The organism is Nonomuraea recticatena (assembly GCF_039533245.1).
GTDB classification, from domain to species: Bacteria; Actinomycetota; Actinomycetes; order Streptosporangiales; family Streptosporangiaceae; genus Nonomuraea; species Nonomuraea roseola.
Genome location: NZ_BAAATE010000003.1, coordinates 153,351 through 168,277 on the forward strand (window position 1 = coordinate 153,351; position 14,927 = coordinate 168,277).

At 71.3% G+C, this 14,927-nt stretch carries 15 protein-coding genes and 1 pseudogene; 7 read left to right on the forward strand and 9 right to left on the reverse strand.

The features are described 5' to 3' along the window. Positions 1 to 158: 158 nt before the first annotated feature. From ABFX50_RS07020 to era, 4 genes are read left to right on the forward strand one after another with little or no spacing between them, the layout of a single operon-like run. Positions 159 to 818, forward strand: a complete 660-nt coding sequence (locus ABFX50_RS07020; protein WP_346144301.1) for a hypothetical protein — start codon at positions 159 to 161, stop codon at positions 816 to 818. Positions 819 to 827: 9 nt separating this feature from the next. Next, complete coding sequence (locus ABFX50_RS07025; protein WP_346144303.1) at positions 828 to 1,148, forward strand: cytidine deaminase; 321 nt, start codon at positions 828 to 830, stop codon at positions 1,146 to 1,148. A 1-nt stretch (position 1,149) separates the two neighbouring features. After that, positions 1,150 to 1,632 (forward strand): NUDIX domain-containing protein, encoded by a 483-nt coding sequence (locus tag ABFX50_RS07030; protein ID WP_346144305.1) that lies wholly within the window; start codon positions 1,150 to 1,152, stop codon positions 1,630 to 1,632. Positions 1,633 to 1,646: 14 nt separating this feature from the next. Next, entirely contained in the window at positions 1,647 to 2,549 is a 903-nt protein-coding gene (gene era / locus ABFX50_RS07035; protein ID WP_346130536.1) for a GTPase Era, read from the forward strand. Here era and ABFX50_RS07040 read toward each other — a convergent pair. Beyond that, on the reverse strand, positions 2,540 to 2,731 hold the full coding sequence (locus ABFX50_RS07040) for a hypothetical protein (protein ID WP_346144308.1): 192 nt from the start codon (positions 2,729 to 2,731) through the stop codon (positions 2,540 to 2,542). The two genes, era and ABFX50_RS07040, sit on opposite strands and share 10 nt — an antisense overlap. Beyond that, complete coding sequence (locus ABFX50_RS07045; protein ID WP_346144310.1) at positions 2,728 to 3,477, reverse strand: MerR family transcriptional regulator; 750 nt, start codon at positions 3,475 to 3,477, stop codon at positions 2,728 to 2,730. The genes ABFX50_RS07040 and ABFX50_RS07045 overlap by 4 nt, the downstream gene beginning before the upstream one ends. A gap of 163 nt (positions 3,478 to 3,640) precedes the next feature. Between ABFX50_RS07045 and ABFX50_RS07050 the strand changes: the two genes are divergently transcribed. Beyond that, positions 3,641 to 6,007 (forward strand): ATP-binding cassette domain-containing protein, encoded by a 2,367-nt coding sequence (locus tag ABFX50_RS07050; RefSeq protein ID WP_379505591.1) that lies wholly within the window; start codon positions 3,641 to 3,643, stop codon positions 6,005 to 6,007. A 132-nt stretch (positions 6,008 to 6,139) separates the two neighbouring features. Here ABFX50_RS07050 and ABFX50_RS07055 read toward each other — a convergent pair whose 3' ends face one another. Continuing rightward, a complete protein-coding gene (locus ABFX50_RS07055) occupies positions 6,140 to 6,613 on the reverse strand; it encodes a hypothetical protein (protein ID WP_346144314.1) in 474 nt (157 codons plus the stop codon). A gap of 122 nt (positions 6,614 to 6,735) precedes the next feature. After that, positions 6,736 to 7,947: an MFS transporter gene (locus tag ABFX50_RS07060; RefSeq protein ID WP_346144316.1), complete on the reverse strand. Its 1,212-nt coding sequence runs from the start codon at positions 7,945 to 7,947 to the stop codon at positions 6,736 to 6,738. A gap of 101 nt (positions 7,948 to 8,048) precedes the next feature. On the opposite strand from ABFX50_RS07060, the gene ABFX50_RS07065 reads away from it, so the two are divergent. Continuing rightward, positions 8,049 to 8,510: a MarR family winged helix-turn-helix transcriptional regulator gene (locus ABFX50_RS07065; protein WP_183657774.1), complete on the forward strand. Its 462-nt coding sequence runs from the start codon at positions 8,049 to 8,051 to the stop codon at positions 8,508 to 8,510. 263 nt (positions 8,511 to 8,773) lie between these two features. Here the strand turns inward: ABFX50_RS07065 and ABFX50_RS07070 are convergent, their stop codons facing one another. Both ABFX50_RS07070 and ABFX50_RS51280 read right to left on the reverse strand, forming a co-directional pair. Beyond that, entirely contained in the window at positions 8,774 to 9,211 is a 438-nt protein-coding gene (locus ABFX50_RS07070; RefSeq protein WP_346144319.1) for an endonuclease/exonuclease/phosphatase family protein, read from the reverse strand. Between the two features lie 122 nt (positions 9,212 to 9,333). Further along, a pseudogene (locus ABFX50_RS51280) lies at positions 9,334 to 10,311 on the reverse strand (putative Ig domain-containing protein); the annotation flags it as partial. Between the two features lie 182 nt (positions 10,312 to 10,493). Between ABFX50_RS51280 and ABFX50_RS07080 the strand changes: the two are divergent. Further along, positions 10,494 to 11,414, forward strand: coding sequence for a TAXI family TRAP transporter solute-binding subunit (locus ABFX50_RS07080; RefSeq protein WP_346144323.1), 921 nt, complete (start codon positions 10,494 to 10,496; stop codon positions 11,412 to 11,414). A 120-nt stretch (positions 11,415 to 11,534) separates the two neighbouring features. Here the strand turns inward: ABFX50_RS07080 and ABFX50_RS07085 are convergent, their stop codons facing one another. The 3 genes from ABFX50_RS07085 to ABFX50_RS07095 are packed head-to-tail and all read right to left on the reverse strand — an operon-like array spanning position 11,535 to position 14,858. Then, positions 11,535 to 12,872 (reverse strand): sensor histidine kinase, encoded by a 1,338-nt coding sequence (locus tag ABFX50_RS07085; RefSeq protein ID WP_346144325.1) that lies wholly within the window; start codon positions 12,870 to 12,872, stop codon positions 11,535 to 11,537. Continuing rightward, the gene (locus ABFX50_RS07090) at positions 12,869 to 13,531 is read right to left on the reverse strand and encodes a response regulator transcription factor (protein ID WP_183657794.1); all 663 of its coding nucleotides are present in this window, start codon (positions 13,529 to 13,531) and stop codon (positions 12,869 to 12,871) included. The genes ABFX50_RS07085 and ABFX50_RS07090 overlap by 4 nt, the downstream gene beginning before the upstream one ends. 13 nt (positions 13,532 to 13,544) lie before the next feature. Then, positions 13,545 to 14,858 (reverse strand): MFS transporter, encoded by a 1,314-nt coding sequence (locus ABFX50_RS07095; protein ID WP_346144327.1) that lies wholly within the window; start codon positions 14,856 to 14,858, stop codon positions 13,545 to 13,547. Positions 14,859 to 14,927: the final 69 nt, after the last annotated feature.

Below are 14,927 nucleotides of genomic sequence, written 5' to 3' on the forward strand. Positions count from 1 at the left end.
TCGCCCGGTTCGACCGGGTGAGAGCACCCTTAACTGATGAATGGGGCATTAAGCCCCTTGGGCCGCCTGATGAGCACCTTTTTGGTGACTCCGGTGGATTGCCGTTTTCGTGGACGGGGCAGGAATGCCGTCGGCGTGAGCGATCATCGGGGGAGATCATGGCGCTGACCGGTAGAGCGGGGATCGTCGGCATGGCCGTGGCCTGCGGGCTGCTCGCGGCGGGGCTGACGGGATGCGGTGGCCAGGGGGCGGTCTCCGACGCGGAGGCGCGCCGGCAGAGCCTCGAGCTGAAGGCGCTCCTGAGCCAGGAGCGCCTCCTGCCCGACGGCTTCTCAGGGCCCGCCCGCGAGGCGTGGCAGTCGCCGCTGGCGAAGGCGAGCAGTGACTGTAGGGCGGTGCTCGACGCCGCCATGGGCCATCCGCCTCCGCGGGCGCTGGAGGGCAACGCGGCGGTGAGCTTCCAGGGCGACGTGCTCGGCGAGCTTGCCGCGGTGGGCATGGCCGTCTACGCAGGAGGCGAGGCGGAGGAGCACCTCGAGGACATGGGCAGGGCCATGGACGGCTGCCCCGTGCTGCGCGGGGCCGACCCCACGGGGGGAACGCGGCTCAGGCTCTCCGAGCTCACGCTGCCCGCGCTGGGGGACGAGGCGGTGAGCAGGCAGCTGCGCGGACGGCTGAACGGCTATCCCTACGCGCTCGACCTCGTGCTGGTCCGCCAGGGCGACAGGCTGCTCTCGCTGGTGCACACGGGTCTCGGCACGGTCGACGTCAGGCGCACGGTGGAGCTCGCCAGGGCCTTCGCCGGCATGGCTCGCTAACCTTGGTTCGTGACTCTCGATCCCGAAGACTCCAAGATCATTACGCTGGCACGCGCGGCCAGGGCCCGTAACGGCGCGCGGGAGGGCGCGGCGGTGCGCGACGAGACGGGCCGCACCTACTCCGCGACCAGCGTCGAGCTCTCCTCCCTGAGCCTGTCGGCCGTGCAGGTGGCGGTGGCCATGGCGGTCTCCAGCGGCGCGCAGTCGCTCGAGGCGGCGGCGCTGGTCACCGAGGGCGAGCGTGCGGACGAGGCCGACGAGGCGGTGGTGCGCGAACTGGGCGCCAAGGCGCTGTTCGTGGCGGGTCCTGACGGCACCCTCAGGGGCTGACATGCCCATGTCGCCGTTCCTGGCCGACCTGCGCAGCCGGGTCGGCAACGCGCTGCTGATGCTCCCGGCGGCCACCGGCTGCGTCTTCGACGACGAGGGCAGGCTGCTGGTGGCCCGCCACGCGGGGGAGAAGGGGCTGTGGGCGCCGCCAGGCGGCGGCATCGACCCCGACGAGCGTCCCGAGCACACGGTGGTGCGTGAGCTGCACGAGGAGCTCGGCGTCGACATCGAGGTACGCGGCCTGATCGGGGTCTTCGGCGGCCCGAAGTTCCGCACCACCTACCCCAACGGCCACCAGGTCGCCTACGTCAACGCCGTCTACGGCTGCGCGCTGGCCGGCGGGGTGCTCACCCCCGACGGCGAGGAGATCACCGACGCCCGTTTCGCCACCGAGGAGGAGCTGGCCGGCCTGCCGATGCCCGCCTGGAGCCCCCGCGTTCTGCCACAGGCGTTCGCCTGGTGGCGAGAGCGCTGGTCGGCATAGGCGAGAATTCTAAGGTGACCAGTAACCATCGCGCCGGATTCGCCTGCTTCGTCGGCCGCCCCAACGTCGGCAAGTCCACGCTGATGAACGCCCTGGTCGGCACCAAAGTGGCGATCACCTCCTCCAAGCCGCAGACCACCAGGCGCGCCATCAGGGGCATCGTGCACCGCCCCGACGCGCAGCTGATCATCGTCGACACCCCCGGCCTGCACAGGCCCCGCACGCTGCTGGGCGAGCGGCTCGACAGCCTGGTGCTGTCCACGCTGACCGAGGTCGACGTCATCGGGTTCTGCGTCCCCGCCAACGAGAAGATCGGCAAGGGTGACCGCTTCATCGCCGACAAGCTCGGCGCGGTGAAGAAGACGCCCGTCGTGGCGGTGGTCACCAAGTGCGACCTGGCCTCCAAGGAGCAGATCGCCGAGCAGTTGCTCGCGCTGTCGCAGCTGGCGGAGTTCGCCCACATCGTGCCCGTCTCCTCCGAGTCGGGCGACAACCTCGGCCCGCTGGCCGACGTGCTGATCTCGGAGCTGCCCGAGTCGCCGCCGCTCTACGAGGGCGGTCAGCTGACCGACGAGCCCGAGCAGGTGCTGGTGGGCGAGCTGATCAGGGAGGCGGCGCTCGAAGGGGTGCGCGACGAGCTGCCCCACTCGATCGCGGTGGTGGTCGACGAGATGCTGCCCCGCGAGGGGCGCGACGACCTGCTCGACATCTACGCGCACATGTTCGTCGAGCGTCCCTCGCAGAAGGCGATCGTCATCGGGCACAAGGGCGAACGGCTGCGCGACGTGGGCACCAGGGCCCGCAAGCAGATCGAGGCGCTGCTCGGCACCCGCGTCTACCTCGACCTGCGCATCAGCGTGGCCAAGGACTGGCAGCGCGACCCGAAGCAGCTGCGCAGGCTGGGCTTCTACGACTGAGTTCCCTCTCCTGCCCGTACGGCAGGCGCGGCCGGCACCTCCGCCCGGCGCGGCGTGCCGTCCGTCGCGGGCGCCCGCCCCAGCAGGACTCCGGTGGCCCGTCGCCACGGCGCGTGGTCGGCCGCCTGGGTGGCGAACCCCCGCCGGAGGGCGCTGCGGTGTCCGCCTGATCCACGTGTCACGCGCCGCATCCTGGCGGCGGGTCCTCGTGGCAGGCGGCCGGCTCCCTGTCCGTGACGTAGTGATGCAGGCTGGAGGCCCCCTCCAGCATGGCCGTCGAGCGCCGGGTCAGCTCCGCCTGCCGCCGCGCGATGGCGGCGCGAAGCGCCTCGCTGCTGCCCGTCCTGCGCAGGCCGTCGAGGATGGGCCGGATCTGGCTCATGGGATAGCGGCCCTGCCGCAGCATGTTGATCATTCGTGCGTCGCGGACGTCGGCCGAGCTGAAGGTGCGATATCCGGTGCCGGGCGCGCGCCGAGGCGTCAGCAGCCCCGCTGACTCCCACACCCTCAGCGCCGAGGTGCGCACCCCGAGGTGGGCGGCCACCTCCCCGATGCGCATGCCTGACGACCGCGCCACGGAGCCGTCGACATCCTGCTGCGCCACCGCTTCGAGCGCTTCGCCGGCCGCGCGCAGGGAGCGCCGTTCGTCATGGAGCGCGGCATGAGCGGCATCCACCAGGCTGAGCGCGAGGCCCACGTCCCCCGCGTGGACGGCCTGCATGACGGAGCGCGCGGCCTCCCACCCGTATCCCCTCGAGAGGACGCGGTAGGTGAAAAGCGCGCGGCGGTGCGCGCCGTCGAACCTGCGATAGCCGGCAGGTGTGCGCGGCGCGGGAGGCAGGATGCCGCAGTCGGCGTAGTTGCGGATCTGCTGGGTGGAGACGCCCGCCATACGGGCCAGGTCGACGGGGCGAAGCGCGCGGTCCACGCATGTGCTCCCTTCTCCGGCGGGTTCATGGCCTGGTTGAAGGTTAGCGCTCTCCTCCGCAGGAGACTTCCCTCGTCCTTGGCGCAAAGTCTCAACAGGACGGTTCAATGAGAAAATTGAAGGTGTGGATGACGGCAACAGACCTGGCGCATCCGTGCGCCAGATGTCACGAGGAGAAGAGAGTCATCGGGCGGTAGAACCTGTCACCGCCCAACACACTCAGGGAAAGGGATCCGTGGTCTCCATCGACCAGACCAGCGAAGTCCTGCATCGCGCCGCCGACGGCCACGACGTGATCGAGGTGCGAGGCGCGAGGGAGAACAATCTGACAGGGGTCTCCCTCGACATCCCCAAGCGGCGGCTCACCGTCTTCACGGGGGTGTCGGGTTCGGGCAAGTCCTCACTCGTCTTCGACACGATCGCCGCCGAGTCACGGCGGCTGATCAACGAGACCTACACGGCGTTCATCCAGGGCTTCATGCCGAGCCTCAGCCGTCCCGACGTCGACGCGCTGCGCAACCTGAGCGCGGCGATCATCGTCGACCAGGAGCGGATGGGCGTCAACGCGCGCTCCACCGTGGGCACCGCCACCGACGCGCACACCATGTTGCGGATCATGTTCAGCCGGATCGGCAGCCCCTACGTCGGCCCGCCCTTCGCCTTCAGCTTCAACAGGGCGGAGGGCATGTGCCCCGAGTGCGAGGGGCTCGGCAAGGTCTCCGACATCGACGTCGACCAGCTGGTCGACAGGGAGCTCTCGCTGAACGACGGGGCGATCAAGGTGCCGGGGTTCGCGGTCGACACCTGGTACTGGCAGCTGATGGCGCACTCGGGCCTGTTCGACCCCGCCGTGAAGCTGAAGGACTACACCGCCGAGCAGTGGGAGGACTTCCTCCACAAGCCCGCCACCAAGATCAAGGTCGGCTCGAACAACCTCACCTACGAGGGGCTCGTCACCAAGGTCAGGCGGCTCTACCTCGCCAAGGACCGCGAGTCGATGCAGGCGCAGGCCCGGGCGTTCGCCGACCGGGCGGTCATGCTCACCGGCTGCCCCTCCTGCGGCGGCTCCAGGCTCAACGAGGCCGCCAGATCCTGCCTGATCGACGGCCTCAGCATCACGCAGTGCTCCGCCATGCAGATCAACGATCTGGCCGCGTTCGTCAAGGGCATCGACAACCCGTCCGTCGGGCCGATGCTGGAGACGTTGGGCGACACCCTCGACTCCCTTGTCGAGATCGGACTCGGCTACCTGAGCCTGGACAGGGAGTCCTCCACGCTTTCGGGCGGCGAGGCTCAGCGGGTGAGGATGGTCAGGCACCTCGGCTCCAGCCTGACCGACGTCACCTACGTCTTCGACGAGCCCACCGCGGGGCTGCACCCGCATGACATCCAGCGGATGAACGACCTGCTGCTGCGCCTGCGCGACAAGGGCAACACCGTGCTCGTCGTCGAGCACAAGCCGGAGACGATCTCGATCGCCGACCATGTGGTCGACCTCGGCCCGGGAGCCGGTACGGCAGGCGGCAGCATCTGCTACAGCGGCGACCTGGACGGCCTGCGCGCCTCGGACACGCTGACGGGCCGCTACCTCGACCACCGCGTGACGCTGCGCGACAAGGTGCGCAAGCCCAGCGGGTACCTGCCGATCACCGGCGCCACCCTGCACAACCTGCGGAACGTGAGCGTCGACATCCCCCTCGGCGTGCTCACCGTCGTCACGGGTGTGGCGGGTTCGGGAAAGAGCTCCCTGATCCACGGCTACGTCGCGGGCAGGGAAGGCGTGGTCGTCGCCGACCAGTCGGCGATCCGCGGCTCCCGCCGGAGCAACCCCGCCACCTACACCGGCGTGCTCGACCCGATCCGCGCGGCGTTCGCCAAGGCCAACGGCGTGAAGCCGGGCCTGTTCAGCGCCAACTCCGAGGGCGCGTGCCCGACCTGCAAGGGCATCGGCCTCATCTACACCGACCTCGCCATGATGGCCGAGGTGGCGTCGGTGTGCGAGAAGTGCGAGGGCAAGCGGTTCACGCCCGAGGTGCTGACGTACCTGCTGCGCGGGAAGAACATCAGCGAGGTGCTCGGCATGCCGGTGGCCGAGGCGCGCGAGTTCTTCCCGAGCGGCCAGGCCAGGACGATCCTCGACAGGCTCGCGGCGGTCGGGCTCGGCTACCTGTCCCTCGGCCAGCCGCTCACCACGCTCTCGGGCGGCGAGCGGCAACGGCTCAAGCTCGCCATCCACATGGCGAGGAACGGCACGACCTACGTCCTGGACGAGCCGACCACCGGGCTGCACCTGGCCGACGTCGACCAGCTACTGGCCCTGCTCGACCGCCTGGTCGACGACGGCAACACGGTCATCGTCATCGAGCACCACCAGGCCGTGATGGCCCACGCCGACTGGATCATCGACCTCGGGCCGGGAGCGGGACACGACGGTGGCCAGGTGGTCTTCTCGGGCTCGCCCGAGGAACTCGTCGAGAGCGGCGACTCCCTGACCGCCAGGCATCTGCGCGCCTACGTCGGAAGGGCGTAGGGCTCCGGCCGTCTCCTTCCCCCGCTGACGGCGCGCGTCACGGCGGCGCGCCGGAGTCGTGCTGGAGCGGCGTGATGGACGGGCGGTCGGCGGTGACCGCGGTGGCCTCTCGCCGGCTTGCCGTACGGGATCTCAGGATTCGGGCGAGCCGGCGCGAGGAGGGCGGGGGAGGCACAGGAGGGCGAGCACGGTCACCGCGAGCGCGGCGGCGAGGGCGGCGAACCAGCCGGCGCGCAGGCCAGGCTCGATCGACAGCATGCCGAGATCGACCGACACCCTGTCGGCGATGCCGCGAGGGTCCGCGACGTAGACCACCAGCAGCACGCACGCCGCCGCGCCCGGCAGGGCGGCGAGTGCGGTCAGCAGGAGGCCGCGCAGCGCTCCTGCCGCGCCGAGCACGGCGGCGGCCAGCCCCGCGACGAGCGTGTAGACGCCGAACGGGTCGTCGACGCCGCGGACGTCCTGGCTGAGGCCCGCGCCCAGCAGGTCGAGCCTGGCGTCGACGCCGGCCCACGGCAGCAGCGCGGTGAAGGACAGGAGCAGTCCGGTGAGGACGACGGCGACGGCGAGGCCCCTCCGGCTGGGGCGAGGATGGGTGTCGGCCACGCCCTCACGATACGCCCGCCTCTCGCGAGATCCCGATCACCATCTCGCGGCGGCGGTCTCCGCACAGCAGACCTCCCGCTCGCGGTGATCGGTCAGTGCGAGCGGGAGGTTGTGGAGAGTGGTCAGACGGCTTCGGCCGGGACGGTGGCCGGTGCGCTGACGGGGCGGTGCGCCTGCCTGCGCTCCAGCAGGCCAGAGATCACGGCCAGCACGAACGCGGAGCCCGCCAGCAGCGCGCCCACCCAGTTCGGGGCGGTGATGCCGAGTCCGGCCGAGATGACGACCCCGCCGAGCCACGCGGCCAGCGCGTTGCCGAGGTTGAAGGCGCCCACGTTGACGGCCGAGGCGAGCGTCGGCGCGCCCGAGGCCAGGTCGAGCACCCTCTTCTGCAGCGGCGGGACGGTCGCGAAGCCGAGGGTGCCGATCAGCAGGACGGCCACGGCCGAGGCGAGCTGCGAGTAGGCGGCGAAGGTGAACAGGCCGAGCACCACGGCCAGCGCCGCCAGCGAGACGTACAGCAGGGGCATCAGCGCGCGGTCCGCGAGCCGTCCGCCGACCAGATTGCCGATCACCATGCCGACGCCGAGCAGGACGAGCATCCAGGTGAGGCCGGACTCCCCGAACCCCGCGGCCTCGGTCATCATCGGCGCGATGTAGGTGATGGCGGCGAAGACGCCGCCGAAGCCGAGCACGGTCATGGCCATGGCGAGCAGGACCTGGACGTTGCCGAGGGCGGCCACCTCGCGGCGGACGAGTCCTGCCCTCGCCGCGTTCAGGTCGCGGGAGCCCTGGTCGGCGGGGACGAGCAGCGCGACGCCGATCACCGCGACCACGCCGAGCGCGGCGACGACGGCGAAGGTGAGGCGCCATCCGGCCTGCTGGCCGAGCGCGGTGCCGAGCGGCACGCCGACGACGTTGGCCACGGTGAGCCCGGTGAACATCAGCGCGATCGCGCTGGCCCGCTTGTGCGGTGCGACCAGGTTGGCCGCCACGACCGAGCCGATGCCGAAGAAGGCGCCGTGGGCCAGTGAGGCCACGACGCGGCCGCCGAGCATGACCCCGAAGGAGGGGGCGACGGCCGAGAGCAGGTTGCCCACGACGAAGATGCCCATCAGCGCCATCAGCATGTGCTTGCGGGAGACGCGGGTGCCGAGGATGGTCATGAAGGGAGCGCCGACGAGGACGCCCACGGCGTATCCGGTGACCAGGTAACCGGCCGTCGGGATGGAGACGCCGAACTCCGCGGCGACCTGGGGCAGCAGCCCCATGATGACGAATTCGGTCGTCCCGATCCCGAAAGCGCCGATGGCCAGGGCCAGAAGTGCGATGGGCATGTCAGATCCCCCGAGTAGAAGAGTGGAACGCGCTCACAATAATTGCAGGCGCGGGCTAAATGCAAACGCATGATTTTGCGCGATGGGGGTATCCTGGAGGCATGTCGAACCTTCTCGCCCAGAGCTGGTGCACGCTGTCGGCGCTCCACAACCGGATCGACGGCCACGTCGAGCGCGCGCTGCAAGCGGCCCACGAGCTCAGCGTCCGCGAGTTCTCGGCGATGCTGCTGCTCAGCGGGCAGCACTCGGGCGAGGGCGGGCACCTGAGGATGAACCAGCTCGCCGACGCGCTGGGGCTCAGCCAGAGCGCGACGACCAGGCTGGTGACGCGGCTGGAGGACAGAGGACTGCTGTCGAGGTACCTGTGCGCCACCGACCGGCGGGGCATCTACACCGAGGTCACGGCCGCAGGGCGGGAACTGCTCGACCAGGCGCGCCCGACCAACGACGCGGCCCTGAAGGAGGCGCTGGACGAGGCGGAGCAGCACCCCGAGCTGGTCCCGCTGGTGGCGGCGGTCCGCGCCCTCGACTCCACCTGGCCCCAGGTCCCCACTCCGGCGTAGGACGACACCGCCTCCGCGAACACCCGTCGAGCCCTGGCCTGGCGCGTTCGGGCCGATCGGGCCCTCCGCGGCCGAAGCGCCGACCTGCCCGGCGGTGAGCCCAGGGGAACCGCTCTTCGGGGTGGCCGCGTGCGAGCCAAGAGCGTGGTGCCGACGCAGCGGCCGGGCGTCTCGCCGTACCGGCCGAAGATGACCTCCTCTTACCTGGGCGTTGCGCGGCCGTGTCGGAGAGGTTTCGGGCTCAGCGGCCGCTCAGCGGCCGCTCACTGGGAGAGGGTGAACACCGTCAGCACCGCCGCGTGGTCGGAGGTCCAGGCGTTGTCCTTGTGGTTCGGGATCGGGGTCGGCGCGCCCTCGACCACCGCCGCCGAGCTCGCCACCCCGAGCGCGCCCTTGTAGTGGATGAAGTCGATGCGGTCCTGCGGCTCGGGCTCGCCCTTGTGGGAGTCGTGCCCGTAGCCCCCCGTGAAGGTGGGGTAGACCGGCGACCAGGTGACGCCCGGCTCGGCGACGGGGTCGGGGTGGGCGACGCGGAAGGAGTCGCGCAGCCCCGCCTGCTCGGGGACGACGGAGGTCGGCCAGGCGACCGAGTCGTAGCCGCACGTCCTGGTGGCGGGGGTCCAGTCGAGGTGGGAGGGGGCGTTGAAGTCGCCCATGAGGAGCACGGGGGTGCGGTCGGCTGACTCCAGGTCGCCGGCCATCGCCCTGACGACGTCCTGGATCTGCGGGGTGCGGCCGACTGGGCCTCCCTGGCCATCAGCCTGTCGACGGAGTACCTGCCGAAGCAGGCGTCGTAGGGGCCGTACGGCGTGTAGCCCAGGTGGACGTTCCACAGCGCCACCTCGCTGCCGCGCCGGTCGTCGATCCTGATCCGCACGTTCGAGGCGGGCAGTCCCGACTCCGAGGGCAGCGGGCCGCGCGAGGTGATCGGGTAGCGGCTGATGACGCCGAGGTCGGCTCCTGCCTGGTAGTAGTCCCAGCCGAGCGCCTCGCCCAGCTCCTTGGCGGAGGTGCCGCTGCTCTCCTGCAGGCCGACGACGTCGATGTCACGCTCGAGCAGGAACTTCAGCTGCTTCTCCCTGCCGCCGCGCACCTGGCTGCCGCCGTGCCAGAGGTTCCAGCTCAGCGTCTTCAGCTCGGGCACCAGCGGCGCTCCCGGAGGCCTGACCTCGACGCTGACCCGCGCGGTTGCGCTCTCGCCCGCGGCGCCCCTGGCCTCGACCGTGGCGGTGGCCGTCTTGGACGAGGCCGAGGCGGGCGGCGTGCCGGTGATCGTGCCGTCCTGGCCGACGGTCAGCCAGCCTGGGCCGCTGACCTTGCGGAAGCCGGAGGCCTCGCCCCTGACCAGGCCCCGGACTGTGGCGGCGTAGGGGCTCCCTGCGCGGGCGTTGCGCAGCGGGATGGACGAGGTCACGAAGCGGAGGGGCTCGCTGCTCACGATCCTCAGCTTGGCGGGCTGGGCGAGCCAGGCGTAGCCGTCCTCGGCCAGGGCGTAGGCGACGTAGTCACCGGGCTCGAGGCCGTCCGTGTCGAGCCGGGCCGTGCCGCTGCCGCTCGGGATGTAGGCCCACTTCAGCGAGGGGCCGACGTACTTCTGGTCGACGGGGCCGTTGCCGGGGTCGGTGTAGAGGCCGATCCAGTTCTTCGGGTGGGGCGTGGGGGTGGAGTAGGTGAACGTGATCGCGTCGCCTGCCTTCACGGAGGCGGAGGCGGGTGTCAGCGTGCCGTCGGGGGCGGCCCACGCCGCTGCGGGCGTCGCGGTGAGGGCCAGGGCCGCGAGGACGGCGATGGCGAGGCGCATGGAGGCTCCTTGTCCGTGGATGGGCGGGAGAAGCGTCTCGCGGGCAAGTAAAGACCAGATGTACACAGTCTGGCTAGCCCATTGCGATCTCCAACTGGACAAGCGTGCGCAGCTTGTCTGGACAAGTGTGCGCAGGGCTGTGGTGACCAGGCTCCGTCCCGGGAGCGGATACCTTGGAGGGCATGCCCACCACCCGCCGCGCCTTCCTCGCCATGGCCGCGGGCGTGGTCGCGGGGTGCGCCGGCTGTTCGGCGGGAGAGGTGGAGCCCGCCGCGCTGCGCTTCGCGACCGGCCCGACCGGAGGTCCCTACGAGGTGCTCGGCGACAGGCTCGCCACCGAGCTGAGGCGGCGCGGGCTCACCGTGCGCGTGGTCAAGACGGCCGCGAGCATCGAGAACCTCGCCATGCTCGCCGACGGCAGGGCCGACCTCGGCCTGTCGCTGGCCGACAGCGCCGACGAGGCGGTGCGGGTGCGCCGCGCCCCCGTCTCGGCGCTGGCTAGGATGTACATGAACTACGTCCACCTCGTCGTGCGCAAGGACTCCGGCATCCTGCGGATCGAGGACCTCGCCGGCCGCGCGGTCTCCATCGGCGCGCAGGGCTCGGGCACCGCCTTCACCGCCGAACGGGTGCTGGCCAAGGCGCCGATCAAGGAGCCCGCCCGCACCTTCCGCCTCGGCCTCGACGAGTCGCTCGGCACGCTGGCGGCAGGCGGCGTCGACGCCTTCTTCTGGTCGGGCGGCGTGCCCACGCCCGCGCTGGCGCGGGCCAGGCGCTCCATCAGGCTGCTCCCGCTCGACACGCTGGTCCCCGAGCTGCGCAGGGTGTACGGCCCGCTGTACGAGAGCGCCATCGTGCCCGCCGAGGAGTACGAGCTGCCGGGCCCCTTGCCCACCATCGGCACGCCCAGCTACCTCGTGTGCGCGACGAGCATGCCCGGCGAGGTCGCCTTCTCCGTCACCGAGACCATGTTCGCCAGCCGCGACAGGCTGGAGGCCCCCGACGCGCCGGGCGGCAGGCTCGACAGGCGCTACGCGATCGGCACGGGAGCCGTCCCGCTGCACGAGGGCGCCGCCCGCTACTACCGCTCGGTGTACGGCTGAGCCGGCACCACCACCCCGTGTACGGCTGAGCCGGCACCACCACCGGTGTCCGGCTGCGCCGGCACCACCACCGGTGTCCGGCTGCGCCGGCACCACCACCGGTGTACGGCTGAGCCGGCGCTACCACCCCGTGTCCGGCTGCGCCGGCCTCAGCTCCACCACCAGCCCGTGCGGCTCGTTCCGCCCGAGCGCGAGCGTCGCCCCGCACGCCTTGGCCAGCTCGGCGGCGATCGCCAGGCCGAGCCCGCTGCCAGGCACGTTCGCGTGCGCGCCCGCCCGCCAGAACCTGCCGATCGCCTGGGAGCGCTCCTCCTCGGGCAGCCCGGGGCCGTCGTCGGCGATGCGCAGCACGCCCTCGCGCAGGGTCACGGTGACCGTGCCGCCGGGAGGGACGAACTTCTGGGCGTTGTCGAGCGCGATGTCGGCGATCCTGGCCACCGCCTCGGGCGCGACCAGCGACACGGGCAGCTCCAGCGTGAGCTGCTTGGCCGCGTAGACCTCCCGCCACCCGGCAAGACGCGGCGCCAGCTCGGCCACCCTGTCGAGCTCGCCCGTGACCGCGCCCGCCTCGACCCTGGCCAGCGCGAGCAGGTCCTCCACGAGCCCCGCCAGACGGTCGACCTCGGCCAGCGCCTCCTCGAACTCGGCCGTGCCCTCGCTGCGCAGGTGCGGCTCCAGGTTCTCCAGCCGCAGCGACAGCACGGTCAGCGGGGTGCGCAGCTCGTGCGAGGCGTCGGCCACGAAGGCCCGCTGCCTGTCGAGCGTGGAGGAGACCGCGTCGGCCATCGCGTTGAAGCGCTCCTCGAGCCGCCGCAGCTCCGAAGGGCCGACGCCGTGGTGGGCGCGAGCGTCGAGGTGACCTTCGGCGATGGCCTGCGTGGTGCGGTCGAGCTCGGTGACCGGACGCAGGATCCACCTGGCCAGACCCCTGGCCGCCAGCACCGAGTAGCCGAGCGCCACCAGCGCCCCGAGCGCCAGGCCCGCCCAGACCAGGGACACGTCCGCGCGGGCCTGGGTGGTGGGGGCCAGCAGCAGCACCACGCCGGACAGCTGCGCGTCGCGGCCGGCCGGCTCGGCGACGAGCACGTGGGAAGGGCCGAACGGGCTGATCGTCGGCAGGTCCTCGGTGGTCTGACCCCCCAGCGCCAGGCGGACGGCGGCCGAGGTGTCCACGCTCATGTCGCCGGCGTCGACGAGGTTCTCGCCCTCGCGGTTCTTGACCACGACGGCCGCGCCGTACAGGTCGCTGTAGCGGGTGACCTCCGCCGTGAGCGCCGTACGGTCGCCCTCGCGGGCGGCCTGGTCGGCCAGCTCGGCGAAGCGGGTGGCGTCGGCGCGCCGGTCGAGCAGGAGCCTGTTGGTGCGGTGCGAGGCGTAGGCCAGCCCGAGCGGGACGGCCAGCGCCGCGATCATCAACACGATCAGCGTGGTGAAGGTGACGACGAGCCTGGCGTTCACTGCCCGCCCAGCCGGTAGCCCGTGCCGCGCAGCGTCTCGACCAGACCGGGGCGGCCCGTCTTGGCGCGCAGCCCCGCCACGTGCACGTCGAGCGAGCGGGAGGCCGACAGCAGCGGGTCGCCCCACACCTCGTCGAGGATCTCCTCGCGGCTGCGGACCACGCCGGGCTGCCTGGCCAGCAGCGCGAGCACGTCGAACTCTCGCCTGGTCAGCGTCACGGCCTCGCCGTCGACGCTGACCTGCCGCGTCTCGAGGTCGATGCGGACGTCGCCGACGGTCACCACGTGGTCGCGGGCCGGCATGGGGCGGGTGCCCCTGCGCACGACCGCCTCCATGCGGGCCATCAGCTCCGCCGTACGGAACGGCTTGACGAGGTAGTCGTCGGCGCCCGAGCGCAGCCCCCGCAGGACCTCGCGCTCCTCGGTGCGCGCGGTCACCACGATGATCGGCACCGCGGAGACCCGCCGGACGCGGCGCAGCGCCTCGAGCCCGTCCATGTCGGGCAGACCGAGGTCGAGCAGGACGAAGTCGACGCCCCCCGCCAGGCGGAGGGCGTCGACGGCCAGCCCCGCGCGCACGATCTGGTGACCGTGCCGCGACAGGGCTGTTGTCAGGGCGGCCGCGAGCCGGTCGTCATCCTCGACCAGGAGCACTCGCATGTCGTTCAGGGTATTAGGCGCGAACGAGCTCCGGTCCCGTCTGCTCGCTGGACGACAGCGCGGCGTCGCGGGTCTCGCGCATCGTGAAGTACACGACCAGGGAGACGGCCGCGCAGCCCGCGACGTACCAGTAGAAGCCGGACTCGATGCCCGCGTCCTTGAACCACAGCGCCACGTAGGGGGCCGTGCCGCCGAACAGCGCGTTGGCGATCGCGTACGGCAGCGCCACACCCAGTGCCCGCACGTTCGTCGGGAACAGCTCGGCCTTCACCACCGCGTTGATCGAGGTGTAGCCGGTGATGATGAGCAACCCGACCAGGGACAGCACCAGCGCGCCCCCGAAGCCGCTGACGCCGGACAGCGCGTACATGAGCGGCACCGTGCCGAGCATGGAGCCGAAGCCGAAGGTGATCAGCAGTGGACGGCGGCCGATCCTGTCGGACAGCGCTCCGGCCAGCGGCTGGATGCACATGAAGATGAACAGCGCGCAGAAGCTGACCAGCGTCGCCGTGGACTTCGGCAGGCCCGCGGTGTTCGACAGGTAGGTCGTGAGGTAGGTCGTGTAGGTGTAGTACGCGACCGTGCCGCCCATGGTGAGGGCGATGACCAGGAAGAACTCACGCTTGTGCGTGAACAGCTGACGCAGGGTGCCGCGCTCGGGCTGCGCGCCCTTGTTGTCCTCGTCGAAGACCTCGGTCTCCATGAGGCTGCGGCGCAGGTAGAACACCACGGCCGCGGCGAGGGCGCCGATGATGAACGGGATGCGCCAGCCCCATGAGGTCAGCGCCTCCTCCGACATCGTGTTCTGCAGGATGATCTGCAGGCCGAGGCCGACCAGCTGACCAGCGGTCATGGAGACGTACTGGAAGCTGGAGGCGAAGCCGCGCTTGCCCGCAGGAGTGGCCTCGGTGAGGTAGGTGGCGCTGGCGGCGTACTCACCGCCGACCGAGACGCCCTGCAGGAGGCGGGCCACCAGCAGGACCACGGCGCCGAAGTAGCCGACCGACTCGTACGTCGGGGCGATGGCGATCAGGAGCGCGCTGGCCGACATCAGCGTCACGGTCATCGTGAGCGCCGCCTTGCGGCCCTTCCTGTCGGCGTAGCGGCCGAGCAGCCAGCCGCCCACCGGTCGCATGAGGAAGCCGACCGCGAAGATGCCGAGGGTGTTGAGGAGCTGGGCAGTGGTGTTGCCCTTGGGGAAGAACGCGCTCGCGAAGTAGACGGCGAAGCTGCTGTAGACGAACCAGTCGTACCACTCGACCAGGTTGCCGATCGAACCGCCGAGCACCGCCTTCCAGGGCGTGCGCGCGGCTGCGTGAGTCGTCAAGGGGGACCTCCAGCGAGAGTCGTTGCAGGTCGTAGGCTCTCCGCGGAAGGTTGTTCCGTCCAGGGGGAT

Excerpts from the sequence above, each read along its gene's own strand:
- ABFX50_RS07020 (WP_346144301.1), top strand. The coding sequence starts at position 159 with ATGGCGCTGACCGGTAGAGCGGGGATCGTCGGCATGGCCGTGGCCTGC.
- ABFX50_RS07070 (WP_346144319.1), bottom strand. The coding sequence starts at position 9,211 with ATGGCCGGCGACCTGGAGTCAGCCGACCGCACCCCCGTGCTCCTCATG.
- ABFX50_RS07080 (WP_346144323.1), top strand. The coding sequence starts at position 10,494 with ATGCCCACCACCCGCCGCGCCTTCCTCGCCATGGCCGCGGGCGTGGTC.
- ABFX50_RS07050 (WP_379505591.1), top strand. The coding sequence starts at position 3,641 with ATGTCACGAGGAGAAGAGAGTCATCGGGCGGTAGAACCTGTCACCGCC.
- ABFX50_RS07060 (WP_346144316.1), bottom strand. The coding sequence starts at position 7,947 with ATGCCCATCGCACTTCTGGCCCTGGCCATCGGCGCTTTCGGGATCGGG.
- ABFX50_RS07065 (WP_183657774.1), top strand. The coding sequence starts at position 8,049 with ATGTCGAACCTTCTCGCCCAGAGCTGGTGCACGCTGTCGGCGCTCCAC.
- ABFX50_RS07030 (WP_346144305.1), top strand. The coding sequence starts at position 1,150 with ATGCCCATGTCGCCGTTCCTGGCCGACCTGCGCAGCCGGGTCGGCAAC.
- ABFX50_RS07090 (WP_183657794.1), bottom strand. The coding sequence starts at position 13,531 with ATGCGAGTGCTCCTGGTCGAGGATGACGACCGGCTCGCGGCCGCCCTG.